The 16315-nt window shown below is 62.8% G+C and carries 18 protein-coding genes; 14 read left to right on the top strand and 4 right to left on the bottom strand.

Translation table 11 applies throughout. The annotated features are described in order from the left end of the window. Positions 1-53 precede the first annotated feature (53 nt). From BMW28_RS03285 to BMW28_RS03275, 3 genes are all read right to left on the bottom strand, one after another. Positions 54-647, bottom strand: coding sequence for a hypothetical protein (locus BMW28_RS03285; RefSeq protein ID WP_091813791.1), 594 nt, complete (start codon positions 645-647; stop codon positions 54-56). 53 nt (positions 648-700) lie between these two features. Continuing rightward, positions 701-1693 carry an HpcH/HpaI aldolase/citrate lyase family protein gene (locus tag BMW28_RS03280; protein WP_091813789.1) on the bottom strand — a complete coding sequence of 331 codons (993 nt, stop codon included), beginning with the start codon at positions 1691-1693 and terminating at the stop codon, positions 701-703. Positions 1694-1922: 229 nt separating this feature from the next. Continuing rightward, the gene (locus BMW28_RS03275; RefSeq protein WP_091813787.1) at positions 1923-2909 is read right to left on the bottom strand and encodes a malate dehydrogenase; all 987 of its coding nucleotides are present in this window, start codon (positions 2907-2909) and stop codon (positions 1923-1925) included. Between the two features lie 249 nt (positions 2910-3158). Here BMW28_RS03275 and BMW28_RS03270 point away from each other — a divergent pair, with 249 nt between their 5' ends. The 14 genes from BMW28_RS03270 to BMW28_RS03210 all read left to right on the top strand — a co-directional run bounded on the left by BMW28_RS03270 (position 3159) and on the right by BMW28_RS03210 (position 14849). Then, positions 3159-3965: a GntR family transcriptional regulator gene (locus BMW28_RS03270; protein ID WP_091813785.1), complete on the top strand. Its 807-nt coding sequence runs from the start codon at positions 3159-3161 to the stop codon at positions 3963-3965. Between the two features lie 207 nt (positions 3966-4172). Further along, on the top strand, positions 4173-4607 hold the full coding sequence (gene sdhC / locus BMW28_RS03265) for a succinate dehydrogenase, cytochrome b556 subunit (RefSeq protein ID WP_091813783.1): 435 nt from the start codon (positions 4173-4175) through the stop codon (positions 4605-4607). Between the two features lie 22 nt (positions 4608-4629). Further along, positions 4630-4995 carry a succinate dehydrogenase, hydrophobic membrane anchor protein gene (sdhD, locus tag BMW28_RS03260; protein WP_091813781.1) on the top strand — a complete coding sequence of 122 codons (366 nt, stop codon included), beginning with the start codon at positions 4630-4632 and terminating at the stop codon, positions 4993-4995. Between the two features lie 3 nt (positions 4996-4998). After that, positions 4999-6804: a succinate dehydrogenase flavoprotein subunit gene (gene sdhA, locus BMW28_RS03255; protein WP_091813779.1), complete on the top strand. Its 1806-nt coding sequence runs from the start codon at positions 4999-5001 to the stop codon at positions 6802-6804. Positions 6805-6817: 13 nt separating this feature from the next. Further along, positions 6818-7522: a succinate dehydrogenase iron-sulfur subunit gene (locus BMW28_RS03250; RefSeq protein ID WP_091813777.1), complete on the top strand. Its 705-nt coding sequence runs from the start codon at positions 6818-6820 to the stop codon at positions 7520-7522. Positions 7523-7540: 18 nt separating this feature from the next. Further along, the gene (locus tag BMW28_RS03245) at positions 7541-7819 is read left to right on the top strand and encodes an FAD assembly factor SdhE (RefSeq protein WP_091813774.1); all 279 of its coding nucleotides are present in this window, start codon (positions 7541-7543) and stop codon (positions 7817-7819) included. 51 nt (positions 7820-7870) lie between these two features. Then, positions 7871-9181 carry a citrate synthase gene (locus tag BMW28_RS03240; protein WP_091813772.1) on the top strand — a complete coding sequence of 437 codons (1311 nt, stop codon included), beginning with the start codon at positions 7871-7873 and terminating at the stop codon, positions 9179-9181. Between the two features lie 300 nt (positions 9182-9481). Beyond that, positions 9482-10414, top strand: coding sequence for a LysR family transcriptional regulator (locus BMW28_RS03235; protein WP_091813768.1), 933 nt, complete (start codon positions 9482-9484; stop codon positions 10412-10414). A 27-nt stretch (positions 10415-10441) separates the two neighbouring features. After that, positions 10442-11893, top strand: coding sequence for a 3-isopropylmalate dehydratase large subunit (leuC, locus tag BMW28_RS03230; protein WP_091813765.1), 1452 nt, complete (start codon positions 10442-10444; stop codon positions 11891-11893). Between the two features lie 34 nt (positions 11894-11927). After that, entirely contained in the window at positions 11928-12089 is a 162-nt protein-coding gene (locus BMW28_RS12725; protein ID WP_143280534.1) for an entericidin EcnAB, read from the top strand. Between the two features lie 89 nt (positions 12090-12178). Next, a complete protein-coding gene (gene leuD / locus BMW28_RS03225; RefSeq protein WP_091813764.1) occupies positions 12179-12829 on the top strand; it encodes a 3-isopropylmalate dehydratase small subunit in 651 nt (216 codons plus the stop codon). A gap of 27 nt (positions 12830-12856) precedes the next feature. Beyond that, entirely contained in the window at positions 12857-13924 is a 1068-nt protein-coding gene (gene leuB / locus BMW28_RS03220) for a 3-isopropylmalate dehydrogenase (RefSeq protein ID WP_091813762.1), read from the top strand. Positions 13925-14077: 153 nt separating this feature from the next. After that, positions 14078-14410 carry a DUF4298 domain-containing protein gene (locus tag BMW28_RS03215; protein ID WP_091813759.1) on the top strand — a complete coding sequence of 111 codons (333 nt, stop codon included), beginning with the start codon at positions 14078-14080 and terminating at the stop codon, positions 14408-14410. Positions 14411-14483: 73 nt separating this feature from the next. Next, a complete protein-coding gene (locus BMW28_RS03210; RefSeq protein WP_407640939.1) occupies positions 14484-14849 on the top strand; it encodes a PaaI family thioesterase in 366 nt (121 codons plus the stop codon). 114 nt (positions 14850-14963) lie between these two features. Here the strand turns inward: BMW28_RS03210 and BMW28_RS03205 are convergent, their stop codons facing one another. After that, entirely contained in the window at positions 14964-16229 is a 1266-nt protein-coding gene (locus tag BMW28_RS03205; RefSeq protein WP_091813755.1) for a putative Na+/H+ antiporter, read from the bottom strand. Positions 16230-16315 lie beyond the last annotated feature (86 nt).

Genomic DNA, 16315 nt, shown 5'->3' with positions numbered 1-16315 from the left:
ATGGGAGGCTGCACCCCCTTGCAGGCAGTGCAGCCGGCATCAACCTGCCCGCATCAGCGCAGCAGGTCGACGGGTCTTTGTTGCAGCTCGCGGTCGCGCGCCACTTGTTGCGGGTTCTGGCAGCCATCGGCCACACGTTCGCCACGCTTCTGATCCATCAGCATGGATTTGTTGCCCAACTGCAGCCAGGTGGCGCCGTTGGCGCGGTCTTCCAGACGCACCACGCCGGTGGTGGTGGGCACCTGGTGCATGGTATAGGTCAGACCTTTACCGTTGCTGACTTGGTACATGGTGGGGCGGGCGGCATCCTGGGTGACCGTCACCGCGCTACCCAGTTCGCAGCGCATCGTGCCGGTAAACACGGTGCCGGCTGCAGGGGCCGGGAACGGAGTGCCCGGACCTGGAATATTGGCCACAGGCGCGCTCGCACCGGTGATCGGGTTCACGGCCAGACGCTCGCGCAGCTTGCTCGGAGCCTTCTTGGCCGGAGCCGCCTTCTTGGCAGCCGGTTTCTTCACTGCTTTCTTCGGCGCGGCCTTCTTCGCTGCCGCTGCCTTCTTGGCCGGAGCTTTGGCAGGCGTGGTAGCAGCCATTGCGCCGGAAGCGGCGATCATCATGGCACTCAGCGCAATCAGGGTCTTTTTCATGGATACCTTTCAGTCATGGAACACGGGACAACCGATTATCAAATCAGTCCCTGTCACGCAAAGTATTTCAGCATGCCTTGTGGTAACAATTTGCCAGTCGCGTGTGCGCGTTCCAACACCTGCCAGTAGTAGCGGTAGCTTGCGCGATCATGCAGCTTGCCCTTGTGGCTGACGGGTGCCCACTGGGCAGCAATGGCAGCCTCGGTAATGGCCACGGCCGTATCGATTTCCGCATCGGTCGGAGCAAATGCAGCCAGAATCGGACGGATCTGGCTCGGGTGGATGCTCCACATGCGGGTGTAGCCCAGTTCGGCCGCGGCCCGATGGGCAGCATGACCGATGGCTTCGGCGTCACTGAATTCGGTCACCACACAGTGCGACGGCGTCTTGCCATAGGCGTGGCAGGCCGATGCAATCTGCAGTTTGGCCTGCACCACCAGCGGATGGGTGAACTGACCCTGCAGGCCCATGGCCTCGCCGGGAATCGCACCTCCATGGGCGGAAACAAAGTCCATCAGGCCGAAGCTGATCGACTGCACGCGCGGATGGGCAGCAATCTCGAAGGCGTTGTGCACGGCCAGCGGCGACTCGACCAGCACCTGTAGTGGCAGCGTACTGCCCCCGGCTGCGTCGACATGGCGCACGGCCAGCTCGACATCGGCCACCGAATCCACCTTGGGAATCATCACGTGGCACCAGCGATCCGCCGCCTGGCCCACCAGCTTCTCGACATCGGCAGCAAACGCGGGATGATCGACAGGATGCACCCGCACGGCCACACGCGCTTCGGGCACAGCATCGCGCGCCACGGCCAGTACCAGATCGGCATGCTCGGCCTCGCCGCCTACAGGGGCCCCGTCCTCGCAGTCGAGTGTGATGTCGAACATGCAGGCGCCGAATTCCTCGGTCATCTCGGCCTGCAGCTGCAGGCTCTTGCGCATGCGCACCTCGACGCCGCAGTAATGGTCGCACACCGGCAGCAGGCCGGTGGCGCCCTGTGCATCCAGCAGAACTTCGCGGGGATGGGCCGTCGTGGTGTCAGTCATGGCGGGCTTGCAGCAATCGGGTTGGGGTTGCACACATCACGTCCGGGCAGCGCCCCGCAGGGAGGCGCTAACCGGCATCGGCATCCGGCAACCGGCTTGCAGCCAGTCCGGACACACTTCCAGCCAAGAACTGCGAACGGTATCCACAATGCTTGGCTGGAAGTCCTGGCACGGTGCCAGGACAAACTGTTGGCGAACCTGCCGGCAAGCCGACAGGCAGCTCCTGTGCTTACAGCAGGTGCTTGACGCCGTCTTCTTCGCCCTTCAGCTCGTCCAGGGTCTTGTTGATGCACTGCTGGCTGAATTCGTCGATCGGCAGGCCTTCGACCACGGTGTACTCGCCGTTTTCGCAGGTCACCGGAAAACCGAACATCACGCCTTCGGGGATGCCGTACCAGCCCTTGGACGGGATGCCCATGGTGACCCACTTGCCGTTGGTGCCCAGGGCCCAGTCACGCATGTGGTCGATGGCAGCGTTGGCAGCGGAAGCTGCGGAGCTCAGGCCACGGGCCTCGATGATGGCGGCGCCGCGCTTGCCCACGGTGGGCAGGAAGGTGTTGCGGTTCCACTCTTCGTCGTTGATCATGTCCTTCACGGACTGACCATCGATGGTGGCGAATCGGTAGTCGGCGTACATGGTGGGAGAGTGGTTGCCCCACACGGCCAGCTTCTCGATGGCAGACACGGGCTTGCCGGTCTTCTCGGCGATCTGGCTGGCAGCACGGTTGTGGTCCAGGCGCAGCATGGCGGTGAAGTTCTTGGCCGGCAGATCGGGAGCGCTCTTCATGGCGATGTAGGCGTTGGTGTTGGCGGGGTTGCCCACCACCAGCACTTTCACGTTGCGGTCAGCCACGGCGTTCAGGGCCTTGCCCTGGGCGGTGAAGATCTGGGCGTTGGCAGCCAGCAGGTCGGCACGCTCCATGCCGGGGCCGCGCGGACGGGCACCAACCAGCAGCACGTACTGGGCATCCTTGAAGGCGGTCATCGGGTCGGAGTGGGCTTCCATGCCGGCCAGCAGCGGGAAAGCGCAATCCTGCAGTTCCATCATCACGCCCTTGAGCGCGTTCTGTGCCTTCTCGTCGGGGATTTCCAGCAGCTGCAGGATGACCGGCTGGTCCTTGCCCAGCATTTCGCCGGAAGCAATACGGAACAACAGGGCATAGCCAATCTGGCCAGCAGCGCCGGTAACGGCCACGCGAACGGGGGTCTTGCTCATGGAATGGTCTCCAGTTAGAAAAGTCGAAACAGCTGCACCGGCCGCCTGCCGGTCACCGCCGGAAATCGGGAAGTTTGGCCCTGCGCCCGGAGCGTGCGTGACAGCCCTGCCGCAGAGTGCGCATAGTGTAACGCCGATTGTGACATTCGGTCAATTTGTCTTATATCTTATATAAGATATGATTTATCATTCGTGCTCGTTGCCACAACTCCGGGCAAACCCCTCCCTGACCACCCTGCCGTAGCCGCCATGCCAGACTTCTCCCCAGAGCCCTCCGACGCCATCGTGGCGGACTCCGGCGCTGCGGTTTCCGCACCACTGCCGCAGCCCACGCCCTCCTTCAGCCCGCTCTACCAGCAGATCAAGCAGGCCATCCTGCACAGTCTGGAAGCCGGCGAATGGAAGCCGCTCGAAGCCATCCCCAGCGAAATGGAACTGGCCAAGCGCTACAACGTGAGCCAGGGCACCGTGCGCAAGGCCATCGACGAACTGGCCGCCGAGAACCTGGTGGTGCGCCGCCAGGGCAAGGGCACCTTCGTGGCCAGCCACAACGAGCGCCACGTCGAATACCGCTTCCTGCGCCTGCATCCCGACAGCGGCACGGTTTCCACCGAAGGACCGGCGCAGCGCACCATCCTGGAATGCAAGCGTGCCCGTGCCAATGCCGAACTCGCACGCACCCTGGGCCTGCAGAGCGGCGATGCCGTGATGCAGGTGCGCCGCCTGCTCACGCTCGGCGGCACTCCCACCATCCTCGAGGACATCTGGCTGCCCGCGCAACTGTTCAAGGGCCTGAATGCCGACATGCTGACCACGCACCAGGGCCCCACGTATGCCCTTTTCGAAAAGGAATTCGGCGTGCGCACCATTCGCGCCGAGGAACAGGTGCGTGCCGTGCTGCCCGATGCCGCCCAGGCAGAACTGCTCGAGGTCACGCCCCACACCCCCCTGCTGCAGGTGGACCGCGTGAGCTATACCTACAATGACGCACCGGTCGAAGTCCGCAAGGGACTCTACCGGACCGATACCCACTATTACAAGAACACGCTCAGTTGAGCGCCGTTGTAACGTATGTCTTCTACATCACTAACTGAATGCAAGCTTACGCGCAAGCCGGCCAAACCCCGCGTTTTTTCATAATTGGACCCAAACGGTGCCCGCAAGCCCGTACCATGTCCTAAAATCGGCGATTGCTCTTGTAACGCTTTTTGCGGGGCGTCACAACTGCGCCTTCCTGGATTGTTGACTTTCAAAAGGCCTCCCATGACAACTACTAGCAAACCTTCCAAGCGGCCCGAGTTCCGTAATATCTCCATCGGGGATATCACGAGCTACCGCCTCCCGGTCGCGGGTATCGCGTCCATCCTGCACCGCATCAGCGGCGCCCTGATGTTCCTGCTGCTGCCCTTCGTGATCTGGCTGTTCGACAACTCGATCTCCTCGCAAGTCTCGTTCGAGAAATTCACCGCCCTGTTCAACGGCGGTCTGGGCATGCCCGGCTGGTTCTACAAGCTGATCAGCCTCGGCCTGATCTGGGCCTTCCTGCACCACATGTTCATGGGCATCCGCTTCCTGCTGATGGACATGAACCACGAACTCATCAGCAAGCAGGGTGGCCGCACTTCTGCCCAGGCCGTGCTGGTCCTGAGCATCGCGCTGACCCTGGTCCTGGGCGCCAAGCTGTTCGGCCTGTACTGATTTCAAGCAAAAGGAAACTCCCATGTCTGTCAACTACGGCTACAAACGCCTCACTACCGGTGCCCACTACGGCGGGCGTGACTGGATCGCACAGCGTGTCACCGCTGCCCTGATCGTGCTGTTCACGCTGGTGCTGCTGCTCTCCGTGCTGTTCACGTCGGGCCCCATCAGCTACGACACCTGGGCCGGCATCTTTGCCCCCCAGTGGATGAAATTCCTGACCCTGGTCACCGTCGTGGCCCTGGCCTGGCACGCCTGGATCGGCGTGCGTGACATCTGGATGGACTACGTCAAGCCGACCGGCATCCGCCTGGCGCTGCATGTGTTTACGATCGTATGGCTGCTGGGTTGCACTGGCTGGGCGATCCAAGTTCTGTGGAGAGTGTAAAAAATGACTGCGATTCCCCAATCCCTGCCCCGCCGCAAGTTTGATGTCGTCATCGTCGGTGCCGGCGGCTCCGGCATGCGTGCCTCGCTGCAGCTGGCACGCGCCGGCCTCAACGTGGCCGTGCTGACCAAGGTTTTCCCGACCCGTTCCCACACCGTGGCCGCCCAGGGTGGCGTGTCCGCTTCCCTCGGCAACATGAGCGAAGACAACTGGGAATGGCACTTCTACGACACCATCAAGGGTTCCGACTGGCTGGGTGACCAGGACGCCATCGAATTCATGTGCCGCGAGGCCCCGAAGGTCGTGTACGAGCTCGAGCACTTCGGCATGCCGTTCGACCGCAACCCCGATGGCACGATCTACCAGCGTCCGTTCGGCGGCCACACCGCCAACCACGGCGAGAAGCCCGTGCAGCGCGCCTGCGCAGCCGCTGACCGTACCGGCCACGCCATGCTGCACACGCTGTACCAGCAGAACGTGGCTTCCCGCACCAACTTCTTCGTCGAGTGGATGGCGCTGGACCTGGTCCGCGACGCCGACGGCGACGTGGTGGGCGTGACTGCCCTCGAGATGGAGACCGGCGAGGTCTACATGCTCGAAGCCAAGACCACGCTGCTGGCCACCGGTGGTGCCGGCCGCATCTTCGCTGCTTCCACCAACGCCTTCATCAACACCGGTGACGGCCTGGGCATGGCGGCACGTGCCGGCATCCCGCTGCAGGACATGGAATTCTGGCAGTTCCACCCCACCGGCGTGGCCGGTGCCGGCGTGCTGCTGACCGAAGGCTGCCGCGGCGAAGGCGCCATCCTGCTGAACAGCGAAGGCGAGCGCTTCATGGAGCGCTATGCGCCCACGCTGAAGGATCTGGCTCCGCGCGACTTCGTGTCCCGCTCGATGGACCAGGAGATCAAGGAAGGTCGCGGCTGCGGTCCCAACAAGGACTACATCCTGATGAAGCTGGACCACCTGGGCGCCGAAACCATCCGCAAGCGCCTGCCGTCCGTGGAAGAAATCGGCCACAACTTCGCCAACGTCGACATCACCAAGGAGCCGATCCCGGTGGTGCCCACCATCCACTACCAGATGGGCGGCATCCCGACCAACATCCATGGTCAGGTCGTCGAGCACATCAACGGTGAAAACCGCATCGTCAACGGCCTGTACGCCGTGGGCGAATGCGCCTGCGTGTCGGTGCACGGCGCCAACCGCCTGGGCACCAACTCCCTGCTCGACCTGCTGGTGTTCGGCCGCGCTGCCGGCAACCACATCGTGCAGTTCAACGACAAGAACAAGGAGCACAAGCCGCTGCCGGCGAATGCTGCCGACTTCACCCTGTCCCGCCTGGCCAAGCTGGAAGAGAACACTTCCGGCGAATACTCGCAGGACATCGCCAACGACATCCGTGCCACCATGCAGCAACACGCCGGCGTGTTCCGCACCCAGGCCAGCATGGACGAAGGCGTGCAGAAGATTGCTGCCATCCGCGATCGCGTAGGCAACATCATCCTGCAGGACAAGTCCAAGGTGTTCAACACCGCCCGCGTCGAGGCGCTGGAAGTGGCCAACCTGATGGAAGTGGCCCAGGCCACCATGGTGTCCGCCGCTGCCCGCAAGGAATGCCGTGGCGCCCACACCGTGTACGACTACGAGCATCCGGCTGACCACCCCACCGCTCCACTGGGTCGTGACGATGCCAACTGGCTCAAGCACACCCTGTGGCACAGCGCCAGCAACAGCCTGAGCTACAAGCCCGTGAACCTGAAACCCCTGACGGTTGAATCCGTGCCACCGAAGGTCCGTACCTTCTGATCCGGAGTTTTCCATGCAAAAACGTACCTTCAAAATCTACCGCTACGATCCGGACAAGGACGCCAAGCCCTACATGCAGACCATCGAGATCGAACTCGACGGCCATGAGCGCATGCTGCTGGACGCCCTGGTCAAGCTGAAGAAACTCGATCCCACGATCGCGTTCCGCCGCTCCTGCCGCGAAGGCGTGTGCGGTTCCGACGCCATGAACATCAACGGCAAGAACGGTCTCGCCTGCCTGACCAACCTGCGCACGCTGAAGGACCCGATCGTCCTGAAGCCGCTGCCGGGCCTGCCGGTGGTGCGCGACCTGATCGTCGACATGACCATGTTCTTCAAGCAGTACGACTCCATCAAGCCGTACCTGATCAACAACACGCCGGCTCCCGAGAAAGAGCGCCTGCAGAGCCCCGAAGAGCGCGAAGAGCTCAACGGCCTGTACGAGTGCATTCTGTGCGCCAGCTGCTCGACCAGCTGCCCCAGCTTCTGGTGGAACCCCGACAAGTACGTCGGTCCTGCCGGCCTGCTGCAGGCGTACCGCTTCCTGGCTGACAGCCGCGACCAGGCCACGGCCGAGCGTCTGGACAACCTGGAAGATCCGTACCGCCTGTTCCGCTGCCACACCATCATGAACTGCGTCGACGTTTGCCCGAAGGGCCTGAACCCGGCGAAGGCGATCGGCAAGATCAAGGAAATGATCGCGCGTCGCACGATCTGATCTGGAAGAAACACGCACATGACGGCAGACGACCGCCTGACAGCGGAAGAATTCAGCAAGATGCGGTGGCGCTGCCGCCGCGGCTTGCTGGAAAACGACCTGTTCATCACGCGCTTCCTCGACAACCATGGCAGCGCCATGACTGTCAGTGAAGCGCAAGCGATGTATGCCCTAATGGACCTGTCCGACAACGATCTGCTGGATCTGTTGCTGCGCCGCAAGCAACCTGCGGCGCCGCTCGACACTCCCGAAGTCGTTGCCTTGCTGGAACGGATGCGTAATCCGGCCCCTCATTGAGCAGCTTTGGCTGCTTTTAATTCACTGAACCAAGAACGCAGGAGTTCCTTGATGAAACTGTCTGACAACAAAGCGACCCTCTCCTTCAGCAACGGCAGCCCGAACGTCGAGCTGCCGGTGTACCAGGGCAACATCGGTCCTGACGTGATCGACATCCGCAAGCTGTACGCACAGACCGGCATGTTCACGTACGATCCCGGTTTCCTCTCCACGGCCTCCTGCCAATCCGCCATCACCTACATCGACGGCGACAAGGGCGAACTGCTGTACCGCGGCTACCCCATCGAGCAACTGGCCCAGAACTGCGACTATCTGGACACCTGCTACCTGCTGCTGAAGGGCGAACTGCCCAGCGCAGACCAGTCCAAGGACTTCCACCACCGTGTGCTGAGTCACACCATGGTGAACGAGCAGATGCAGTTCTTCCTGCGCGGTTTCCGTCGCGACGCCCACCCCATGGCCGTTCTGACCGGTCTGGTTGGCGCCATGTCCGCCTTCTACCACGAGAGCACCGACGTTCATAACCCCGAACACCGTGCCCGCGCCGCCATCCAGCTGATTGCCAAGATGCCGACCCTGGTCGCCATGGCATACAAGTATGGCAAGGGCGAGCCCTACATGTACCCGCAGAACAACCTGAGCTATGCCGGCAACTTCCTGCGCATGATGTTCGGTACGCCCTGCGAGGAGTACAAGGTCAACCCGGTGATCGAGAAGGCCCTGGACCGCATCTTTATCCTGCACGCTGACCACGAGCAGAACGCTTCCACCTCCACCGTGCGTCTGTGCGGTTCCTCCGGCACCAACCCGTTCGCTGCCATCGCAGCCGGCGTGGCCTGCCTGTGGGGTCCTGCCCACGGCGGCGCCAACGAAGCCTGCCTGAACATGCTGGAAGACATCCAGAAGATGGGTGGCGTGGCCAAGGTTGGCGAGTTCATGGAAAAGGTGAAGGACAAGAACTCCGGCGTCAAGCTGATGGGCTTCGGTCACCGCGTCTACAAGAACTACGACCCGCGTGCCAAGCTGATGCAGGAAACCTGCGACCAGGTGCTGGCTGAACTGGGTCTGGAAAACGATCCGCTGTTCGCCCTGGCCAAGGCCCTGGAAAAGATCGCCCTGGAAGACGACTACTTCGTCCAGCGCAAGCTGTACCCGAACGTGGACTTCTACTCCGGCATCGTGCAGCGCGCCATCGGCGTGCCGGTGAACCTGTTCACCGGCATCTTCGCCCTGGCCCGTACCGTTGGCTGGATTGCCCAGCTCGACGAGATGATCGGCGACCCCGAGTACAAGATCGGCCGTCCGCGCCAGCTGTACACCGGCTCCGTCCGTCGCGACGTTCCGGCCAACTACAAGGGCTGATCGACCCTGCCGTACCGGCTGCATGGCAGCCGGTCTGCACCACCCGCCTGTGCGCAAGCCTGGCGGGTTTTTTCTTGCGCTGCGAGGCGAAGCGGATTCGTGGGCGCCTGATTTGCACAGGGGGGTTTGCAGAAGCTTGGTGCGCAGATGCCGGTGCAGGTTCATTTTTCCAGCATCCTCTGCGAACATGAAGATTCGCCATTAAGAAGGTCAGACATCGTGATCCGCGATGCATCCGCGCCAAAATTTCGCGCAAAATAGCGGAAATTCATCGTCAACCACGATGCTTACTCCAATTCCATGGCCGCCGACCACTCCGTTTCCCGCCGACTCGACCTGACCTCGCTGCAGCTGTTTGTTGCCGTGTGCGAATCGGGCAGCATCGGGCGCGCAGCGGACAAGGCCTATATCGCAGCCTCGGCGGTGAGCAAGCGGCTGAGCGATCTGGAAGCGCTGTTCCACACCCCCCTGCTCGAGCGTCATGCACGCGGTGTGTCGCTGACTCCTGCGGGCGAAAACCTGTTGCACCATGCCCGCGCCGTGCTGCGCCGCATCGACAAGATGCAGGATGAGTTGGGCGAATATGCCGAAGGCGTGCGCGGCCATGTGCGTGTGCATGCCAGCATCTCGGCCATCGTGCAGTTTCTGCCGGAAGACCTGGGCAGCTTTGCGCGCGAACATGAGCACATCAAGATCGATCTGGAAGAGCATCTGAGCCCCGATATCGTGCGCGCCGTGCAGGATGGCACGGCCGATCTCGGCATCGGCAATCTGGTGCATGGCAGCGCCGGCCTGCAGACCCTGCCCTACCGGCAGGACCAGCTGGTGCTGATCGCGCCCGAGTCGCATCCGCTGGCACAGCACGACGAGATCGATTTCGCCCAGTCGCTCGACTACGACCATGTGGGCCTGCATGCCAACAGCTCGGTGCATCAGGCCATGCGCCATGCGGCGCTGCTGGCCGGACGGCCGATCCGCCTGCGCATCTCCGTGTCCGGTCTGGACGCCATGTGCCGCATGATCGACAATGGTCTGGGCGTGGGCGTGATGCCGCGCCGCGCTTTTGAATTGCTGCATGGAGCCGGCAAGCTGGTGAGTATCGGCTTGCGCGATGCCTGGTCGGAGCGCCGCCTGGATCTGGTGGCGCGCGATTTTTCTGCCTTGCCGCATGCGGCGCGCCAGCTGGTGGATCACCTGCTGGGCGCCGAACGGCCCCACCCCGTTTCCGTTTAACCTTTCACGCTAATCACAAGGACAATCATGGCCCGTACCCTGTACGACAAACTCTGGGATGAGCACGTGGTGCATACCGAAGAAGACGGCACCGCCATCCTGTATATCGACCGCCATCTGGTGCATGAAGTGACCAGCCCGCAGGCTTTCGAAGGCCTGCGCGAGGCCGGCCGCAAGCTGTGGCGCGTGAGCTCCGTGGTGGCCACCGCCGACCACAACACCCCCACCACCGGCTGGGAACTGGGCTATGACGGCATCACCGATCCCACCAGCAAGGAGCAGGTGACCACGCTGGATGCCAACATCAAGGAATTCGGTGCTGCGGCCTATTTCCCCTTTCTGAGCAAGCGCCAGGGCATTGTGCACGTGATGGGTCCCGAGAATGGCGCCACCCTGCCAGGCATGACCGTGGTCTGCGGCGACAGCCATACCAGCACGCACGGTGCCTTCGGCGCGCTGGCGCACGGTATCGGCACCAGCGAGGTGGAGCATGTGATGGCCACGCAGACGCTGCTGGCCAAGAAGGCGAAAAACATGCTGGTGAAGGTGGAAGGCACGCTGGCTCCGGGCGTGACGGCCAAGGACGTGGTGCTGGCCATCATCGGCAAGATCGGTACCGCTGGCGGCACCGGCTACACCATCGAGTTTGGCGGCAGCGCCATCCGCGGCCTGAGCATGGAAGGCCGCATGACGGTGTGCAACATGGCGATCGAAGCCGGTGCGCGTGCCGGCATCGTGGCGGTGGATGACAAGACCATCGAGTACGTGAAGGGTCGCCCCTTTGCTCCGGGTACCGATGCCGCTACCGGCAAGTTCGTCGGTGGCCCCGAGTGGGAGCAGGCAGTGGCGCACTGGCGCACGCTGCACTCCGACGAGGGTGCGCGTTTCGACGCCGTGGTGGAGCTGAATGCCGCCGAGATCCAGCCGCAGGTGACCTGGGGCACCAGCCCCGAGATGGTGCTGGGCGTGAACGGCAATGTGCCGGACCCCGACAAGGAAAAGGATGCCAGCAAGCGTGGCGCCATCGAGCGCGCGCTGGAATACATGGGTCTGGAGCCGGGCAAGGCCCTGACCGACATCAGCGTGGACAAGGTGTTCATCGGCAGCTGCACCAACAGCCGCATCGAGGACATGCGCGAAGCCGCCGCCGTGGTGAAGAAGCTGGGCCAGAAAGTGGCCAGGAACGTGAAGCTGGCCATGGTGGTGCCGGGTTCCGGTCTGGTGAAGGAACAAGCCGAGCGCGAAGGCCTGCACGAGATCTTCAAGGCGGCCGGCTTTGAATGGCGCGAGCCGGGCTGCAGCATGTGCCTGGCCATGAACGCCGACCGTCTGGAGCCGGGCGAGCGCTGTGCCTCGACCAGCAACCGCAACTTCGAAGGCCGCCAGGGCAATGGCGGTCGCACGCACCTCGTCAGCCCGGCCATGGCCGCGGCTGCTGCGGTACACGGGCACTTCGTGGATGTCCGTGCTTTTGCATGAAGCCCACCAGGCTGTTTTCAAGAAAGGACCCTGAATGAAAACCATCGCAATCCTCGCCAGCGCCATCGTCATGGCACTCTCCATCTCCGGCTGCAATACCTGGGCCGGCGTGAAGCAGGACGTCAAGCAGGCCGGCCAGGCTGCCGGCTCCGGCATCGAAAAGGCGGGCGAGAAAGTCCAGGAAGTTTCCAAGTAATTGCGTCCGGAGGCGGCGGGCAGCAGATCCCTGCCCCTCCTCCCGGCCATTGCGCAGGGCATCTGCCCTGCCCCTCTTATTGATTCATCATGCAAAAGTTCACCATCCACCAGGGCCTCGTGGCCCCACTTGACCGCGAGAACGTCGATACCGACGCCATCATTCCCAAGCAGTTCCTGAAATCCATCCGCCGCACCGGCTTCGGCCCCAACCTGTTCGACGAGTGGCGCTACCTTGACAAGGGCGAGCCCGGCAAGCCCGAATCCGAGCGCAAGCCGAATCCCGATTTCGTGCTGAACCAGCCGCGCTACAAGGGCGCGAGCATTCTGCTGGCGCGCAAGAACTTCGGTTGCGGCTCCAGCCGCGAGCACGCCCCCTGGGCACTGGAGCAGTATGGCTTCCGCGCCATCATCGCGCCCAGCTTTGCCGACATCTTCTTCAACAACTGCTTCAAGAACGGCCTGCTGCCCATCGTGCTGCCGGAAGCGACCGTGTCGCGCCTGTTCGATGAAGTGGCGGCCTTCCCCGGCTACCAGCTGACCATCGACCTGGAGCGTCAGGTCGTCGTGCTGCCGCAGGGCGAAGAAATCCCCTTCGACGTGCAGGCCTTCCGCAAGTACTGCCTGATCAACGGCCTGGACGATATCGGCCTGACGCTACGCCATGTGGACAAGATCAAGGCCTTCGAAGCCGAACGTCTGGCAAGCAAGCCCTGGCTGGCACATCAGCCGGCTGTCTGATTTTTTATTTATCCCTGAACCACCATCATGAAAATCGCTATTCTTCCCGGTGACGGCATCGGTCACGAAATCGTTGCAGAAGCTGTCAAGGTCCTCAACGCGCTGAATCTGCCGCTGGAAATGAACTGGGCCGACGTGGGCGGTACCGCCTACGAGAAACACGGCCACCCGCTGCCCGAAGCCACGCTGGAGCTGGCCAAGTCCTCCGACGCCATCCTGTTCGGCGCCGTGGGCGACTGGAAATACGACGTGCTGGAACGCCATCTGCGCCCCGAGCAGGCCATTCTGGGCCTGCGCAAGGCGCTGGGCCTGTACGCCAACTTCCGTCCTGCCATCTGCTACAAGGAGCTGGTGAACGCCTCCAGCCTGAAGCCCGAGCTGATTGCCGGCCTGGACATCCTGCTGATCCGCGAACTGACCGGTGACATCTACTTCGGCACGCCGCGCGGCCGCCGTACGGCTGAAGATGGCCACTTCCCCGGCACCGAGGAAGCCTTCGACACCATGCGCTACAGCCGCCCCGAAATCGAGCGCATTGCGCACACGGCGTTCCAGGCAGCGCAAAAGCGCGGCAAGCGCCTGACCAGCGTGGACAAGAACAACGTGCTGGAAACCTCGCAGCTGTGGAAGGACGTGATGGTCGAAGTGGCCCAGCAGTATCCCGACGTGGCACTGGACCACATGCTGGTCGACAACGCCGCCATGCAGCTGGTGAAGGCGCCGAAGAAGTTCGACGTGGTGGTGACCGGCAACATGTTCGGCGACATCCTGAGCGACGAGGCTGCGATGCTGACCGGCTCCATCGGCATGCTGCCGTCTGCCAGCCTGAATGACAGGAACCAGGGTCTGTACGAGCCCAGCCATGGCAGCGCGCCCGACATCGCCGGCAAGGGCATTGCCAACCCGCTGGCGACCATCCTGAGCGCCGCCATGATGCTGCGCTTCTCGCTGAACCAGCCGGAAGCTGCCGACCGCATCGAAGCGGCCGTGCAGAAGGTTCTGGAACAGGGTCTGCGCACGGCAGACATCTTGAGCGAGGGCACGACCAAGGTGAGCACGGTGGAAATGGGTGATGCCGTTGTGGCGGCCCTGTAAACCCTGATCCGGCCTGCCGGAACACAGCGCGCGCCTTCAGGCTGCGCGCTTTTTTTGCGCGTTATCATGCCCTCTTGCTGATCGCGTCGTACATGGGTGCGGTCATTTTCGGCCCGGGGCTACCGCCTGCCGGGCTGCCAACCGTAGCTCGCCATGCCCCTGTCCCCTGATGATTTCGCCCAACTGCAGGAGATGCAGACACTGTGTACCGCACTGGAAGATGACCTGTGCCAGTTGCGCAAGTTCGGGAAATTCCTGAGTAGCGTGGATGAGCGTTACCGGAAGTTGGGGGCTCTTTATCAGGCACACTGGATGGAGTTGTCCGAATCTGCGGATCTGGACGACAATCAGCGCCAGCAGATTCAGGCCATGGTCGCAGAGGGTTCCTTCTCCGTTCTGGATCAGGACACCATCTGGAACGCCTTGAGCGATACCAATCAGGAGTACCTCCGGCTGCTCAAGTCACTGGCGCAGAAAATCCAGTAGAACAAGTGACGGGAGACAGAACGTGAGCGAGATCCATGACCGCATTGCAGCCAGCTTTGAAAAGCAGGGGCTGATGGCCACCCTCGGTGCCGAACTGTTGTCGGCGCAGGAAGGCGAGGTGCAGATCAGCCTGCCGTTTTCGTTCCATCTCTCCCAGCAGCAGGGCTTTGTTCACGCCGGAGCCATTACCAGTATCGTCGACAGCGCCTGCGGCTACGCGGCGCTGACCAAGGCGCCGCCGGGGCATGAGGTGGTGACTGCCGAGTTCAAGCTGAACCTGCTGCGTCCGGCCATTGGCGAACGCTTTGTCGCCATTGGCAAGGTGGTGAATGCCGGCAAGATGCTGACCGTATGCACGGGTGAAGTGCTGGCCTACAAGGACGGGGCAACCAAGGTGGTTGCGCTGATGCAGGCGACGATCGTCAACGTGAAGGTGTAAGCGCGGCGGTGCCGGCTCGACCGGCGGCCTGCGGAAAGCGTGCCAAGCCACTCGGCTGCTCGGCTGCTCGGCTGCTCGGCTGCTCGGCTGCTCGGCTGCTCGGCTGCCGGAAGATTACAACAACCGGAACGCCATCATCGCCACCAGCGTGGGCGGCAGCGCGGCCACCAGCAGCCAGAAGAAGTGGATGGCGCCTTCGGGGAAGTGTTCCTTCAGAATGGTGGCGCCAGCCGGGTTGGGGGCGTTAGCGATCAGCGTCAGGCCGCCGCCGGTCACGGCACCAGCCACCAGCGCTGTCTTGAAGTCTGGCGACAGGCCTTCCACCAGCGATGCCAGATAGGTCAGTGCCGCGTTGTCGGTGATGGCGGTCAGCGCAGTGGCTGCGAAGTACACGGTGTCGGCGTTCAGGCCCATCAGCAGCGGCTGCAGCCACCATTGCTGCATGCCGCCCAGCACCACCAGTCCGGCCAGGAAGAAGGCCACCAGCAGCGCCTCGCGCAGGATGAGCGGGCTCTGGTTGCGCGGATACGCCGCCGTATAACCCAGGAAGAACAGGAACATGCCCATGAATACCACCGGATGATGGGCAAACAGCACCACGGTGGCCAGGAACAGCAGGTGGATGACCACCACGGTGACCGGCACGTGCGAGCCAGGTTCCGGCTGTGCCACGGGCAAACGCTTGAGTTCGCGGCGCAGCAGCCACATGGCAGCGCCGGCGTTGAAGCAGACGGCAACAGCCGCTTTCCAGCCGAACTGGGTCAGCATGAAGGGCAAATCCCAGCCCCACTTGGCGGCGACCATCAGCACGGGCGGAGCCGCAAACGGCGTCAGCACGCCGCCGATAGAGACATTGACGAACAGCACGCCCAGCGTGCCGTACTTGAGTCGGTTGGTAACGGGCTGGGTGAAGACGGCATCACGCAGCATGAGCGCAGCCAGCGTCATGGCGGCGGGCTCGGTGATGAAGGAACCCAGCAACGGCACAAAGGCCAGCAGCATGAAATAAAGTGCCATGCCATCCGGCAGGGGCAGCAGGCGCGCCATGCGCAGCACGATGCGGCTGGCAAAGTCGAGAATGGGCCGCGTGGCCGCCACCACCATGATGACGAACACGAACATGGGCTCGGTGAAGTTGCGTGACTCGAGATAGCCCAACGCCTGGTCCTGCCCGTACAGGCCGAACAGCAGCACCATCAGCAGCATGGCCCAGAAGCCGAACACCACTTCCACTTCGCCCAGCAGGTGCCAGACGCCGGAATGCCCCGGATAGCGTTGTGCCAGACCATGGAAATACTTGGTGGAGAAGGTGTGGATCAAGGCCAGCGCAAACAGCGTGGCTGCCAGCAACTCTGCAGCGTGAGGAAAGTTCGGACTCATGGAAGGGACAACCCGGCGGAATCAGGACGCAGCCCGCGCAACTCGGCTTTCGCCACCCTGTCGCGGGAATCTGTAACGAAGTTTAC

This window comes from Allobrachymonas denitrificans DSM 15123 (assembly GCF_900110225.1).
GTDB classification, from domain to species: domain Bacteria; phylum Pseudomonadota; class Gammaproteobacteria; order Burkholderiales; family Burkholderiaceae_C; genus Brachymonas; species Brachymonas denitrificans.
Note: the sequence above shows the minus strand (reverse complement) of the source record. Positions and strands in the feature narration are given on the sequence as shown.

Excerpts from the sequence above, each read along its gene's own strand:
- BMW28_RS12725 (WP_143280534.1), top strand. The coding sequence starts at position 11,928 with ATGAAAACCATCGCAATCCTCGCCAGCGCCATCGTCATGGCACTCTCC.
- BMW28_RS03250 (WP_091813777.1), top strand. The coding sequence starts at position 6,818 with ATGCAAAAACGTACCTTCAAAATCTACCGCTACGATCCGGACAAGGAC.
- BMW28_RS03270 (WP_091813785.1), top strand. The coding sequence starts at position 3,159 with ATGCCAGACTTCTCCCCAGAGCCCTCCGACGCCATCGTGGCGGACTCC.
- sdhD (WP_091813781.1), top strand. The coding sequence starts at position 4,630 with ATGTCTGTCAACTACGGCTACAAACGCCTCACTACCGGTGCCCACTAC.
- leuC (WP_091813765.1), top strand. The coding sequence starts at position 10,442 with ATGGCCCGTACCCTGTACGACAAACTCTGGGATGAGCACGTGGTGCAT.
- BMW28_RS03245 (WP_091813774.1), top strand. The coding sequence starts at position 7,541 with ATGACGGCAGACGACCGCCTGACAGCGGAAGAATTCAGCAAGATGCGG.
- BMW28_RS03280 (WP_091813789.1), bottom strand. The coding sequence starts at position 1,693 with ATGACTGACACCACGACGGCCCATCCCCGCGAAGTTCTGCTGGATGCA.
- BMW28_RS03215 (WP_091813759.1), top strand. The coding sequence starts at position 14,078 with ATGCCCCTGTCCCCTGATGATTTCGCCCAACTGCAGGAGATGCAGACA.
- sdhC (WP_091813783.1), top strand. The coding sequence starts at position 4,173 with ATGACAACTACTAGCAAACCTTCCAAGCGGCCCGAGTTCCGTAATATC.
- sdhA (WP_091813779.1), top strand. The coding sequence starts at position 4,999 with ATGACTGCGATTCCCCAATCCCTGCCCCGCCGCAAGTTTGATGTCGTC.
- BMW28_RS03240 (WP_091813772.1), top strand. The coding sequence starts at position 7,871 with ATGAAACTGTCTGACAACAAAGCGACCCTCTCCTTCAGCAACGGCAGC.
- leuD (WP_091813764.1), top strand. The coding sequence starts at position 12,179 with ATGCAAAAGTTCACCATCCACCAGGGCCTCGTGGCCCCACTTGACCGC.
- BMW28_RS03205 (WP_091813755.1), bottom strand. The coding sequence starts at position 16,229 with ATGAGTCCGAACTTTCCTCACGCTGCAGAGTTGCTGGCAGCCACGCTG.
- BMW28_RS03235 (WP_091813768.1), top strand. The coding sequence starts at position 9,482 with ATGGCCGCCGACCACTCCGTTTCCCGCCGACTCGACCTGACCTCGCTG.
- BMW28_RS03210 (WP_407640939.1), top strand. The coding sequence starts at position 14,484 with ATGGCCACCCTCGGTGCCGAACTGTTGTCGGCGCAGGAAGGCGAGGTG.
- BMW28_RS03285 (WP_091813791.1), bottom strand. The coding sequence starts at position 647 with ATGAAAAAGACCCTGATTGCGCTGAGTGCCATGATGATCGCCGCTTCC.
- BMW28_RS03275 (WP_091813787.1), bottom strand. The coding sequence starts at position 2,909 with ATGAGCAAGACCCCCGTTCGCGTGGCCGTTACCGGCGCTGCTGGCCAG.
- leuB (WP_091813762.1), top strand. The coding sequence starts at position 12,857 with ATGAAAATCGCTATTCTTCCCGGTGACGGCATCGGTCACGAAATCGTT.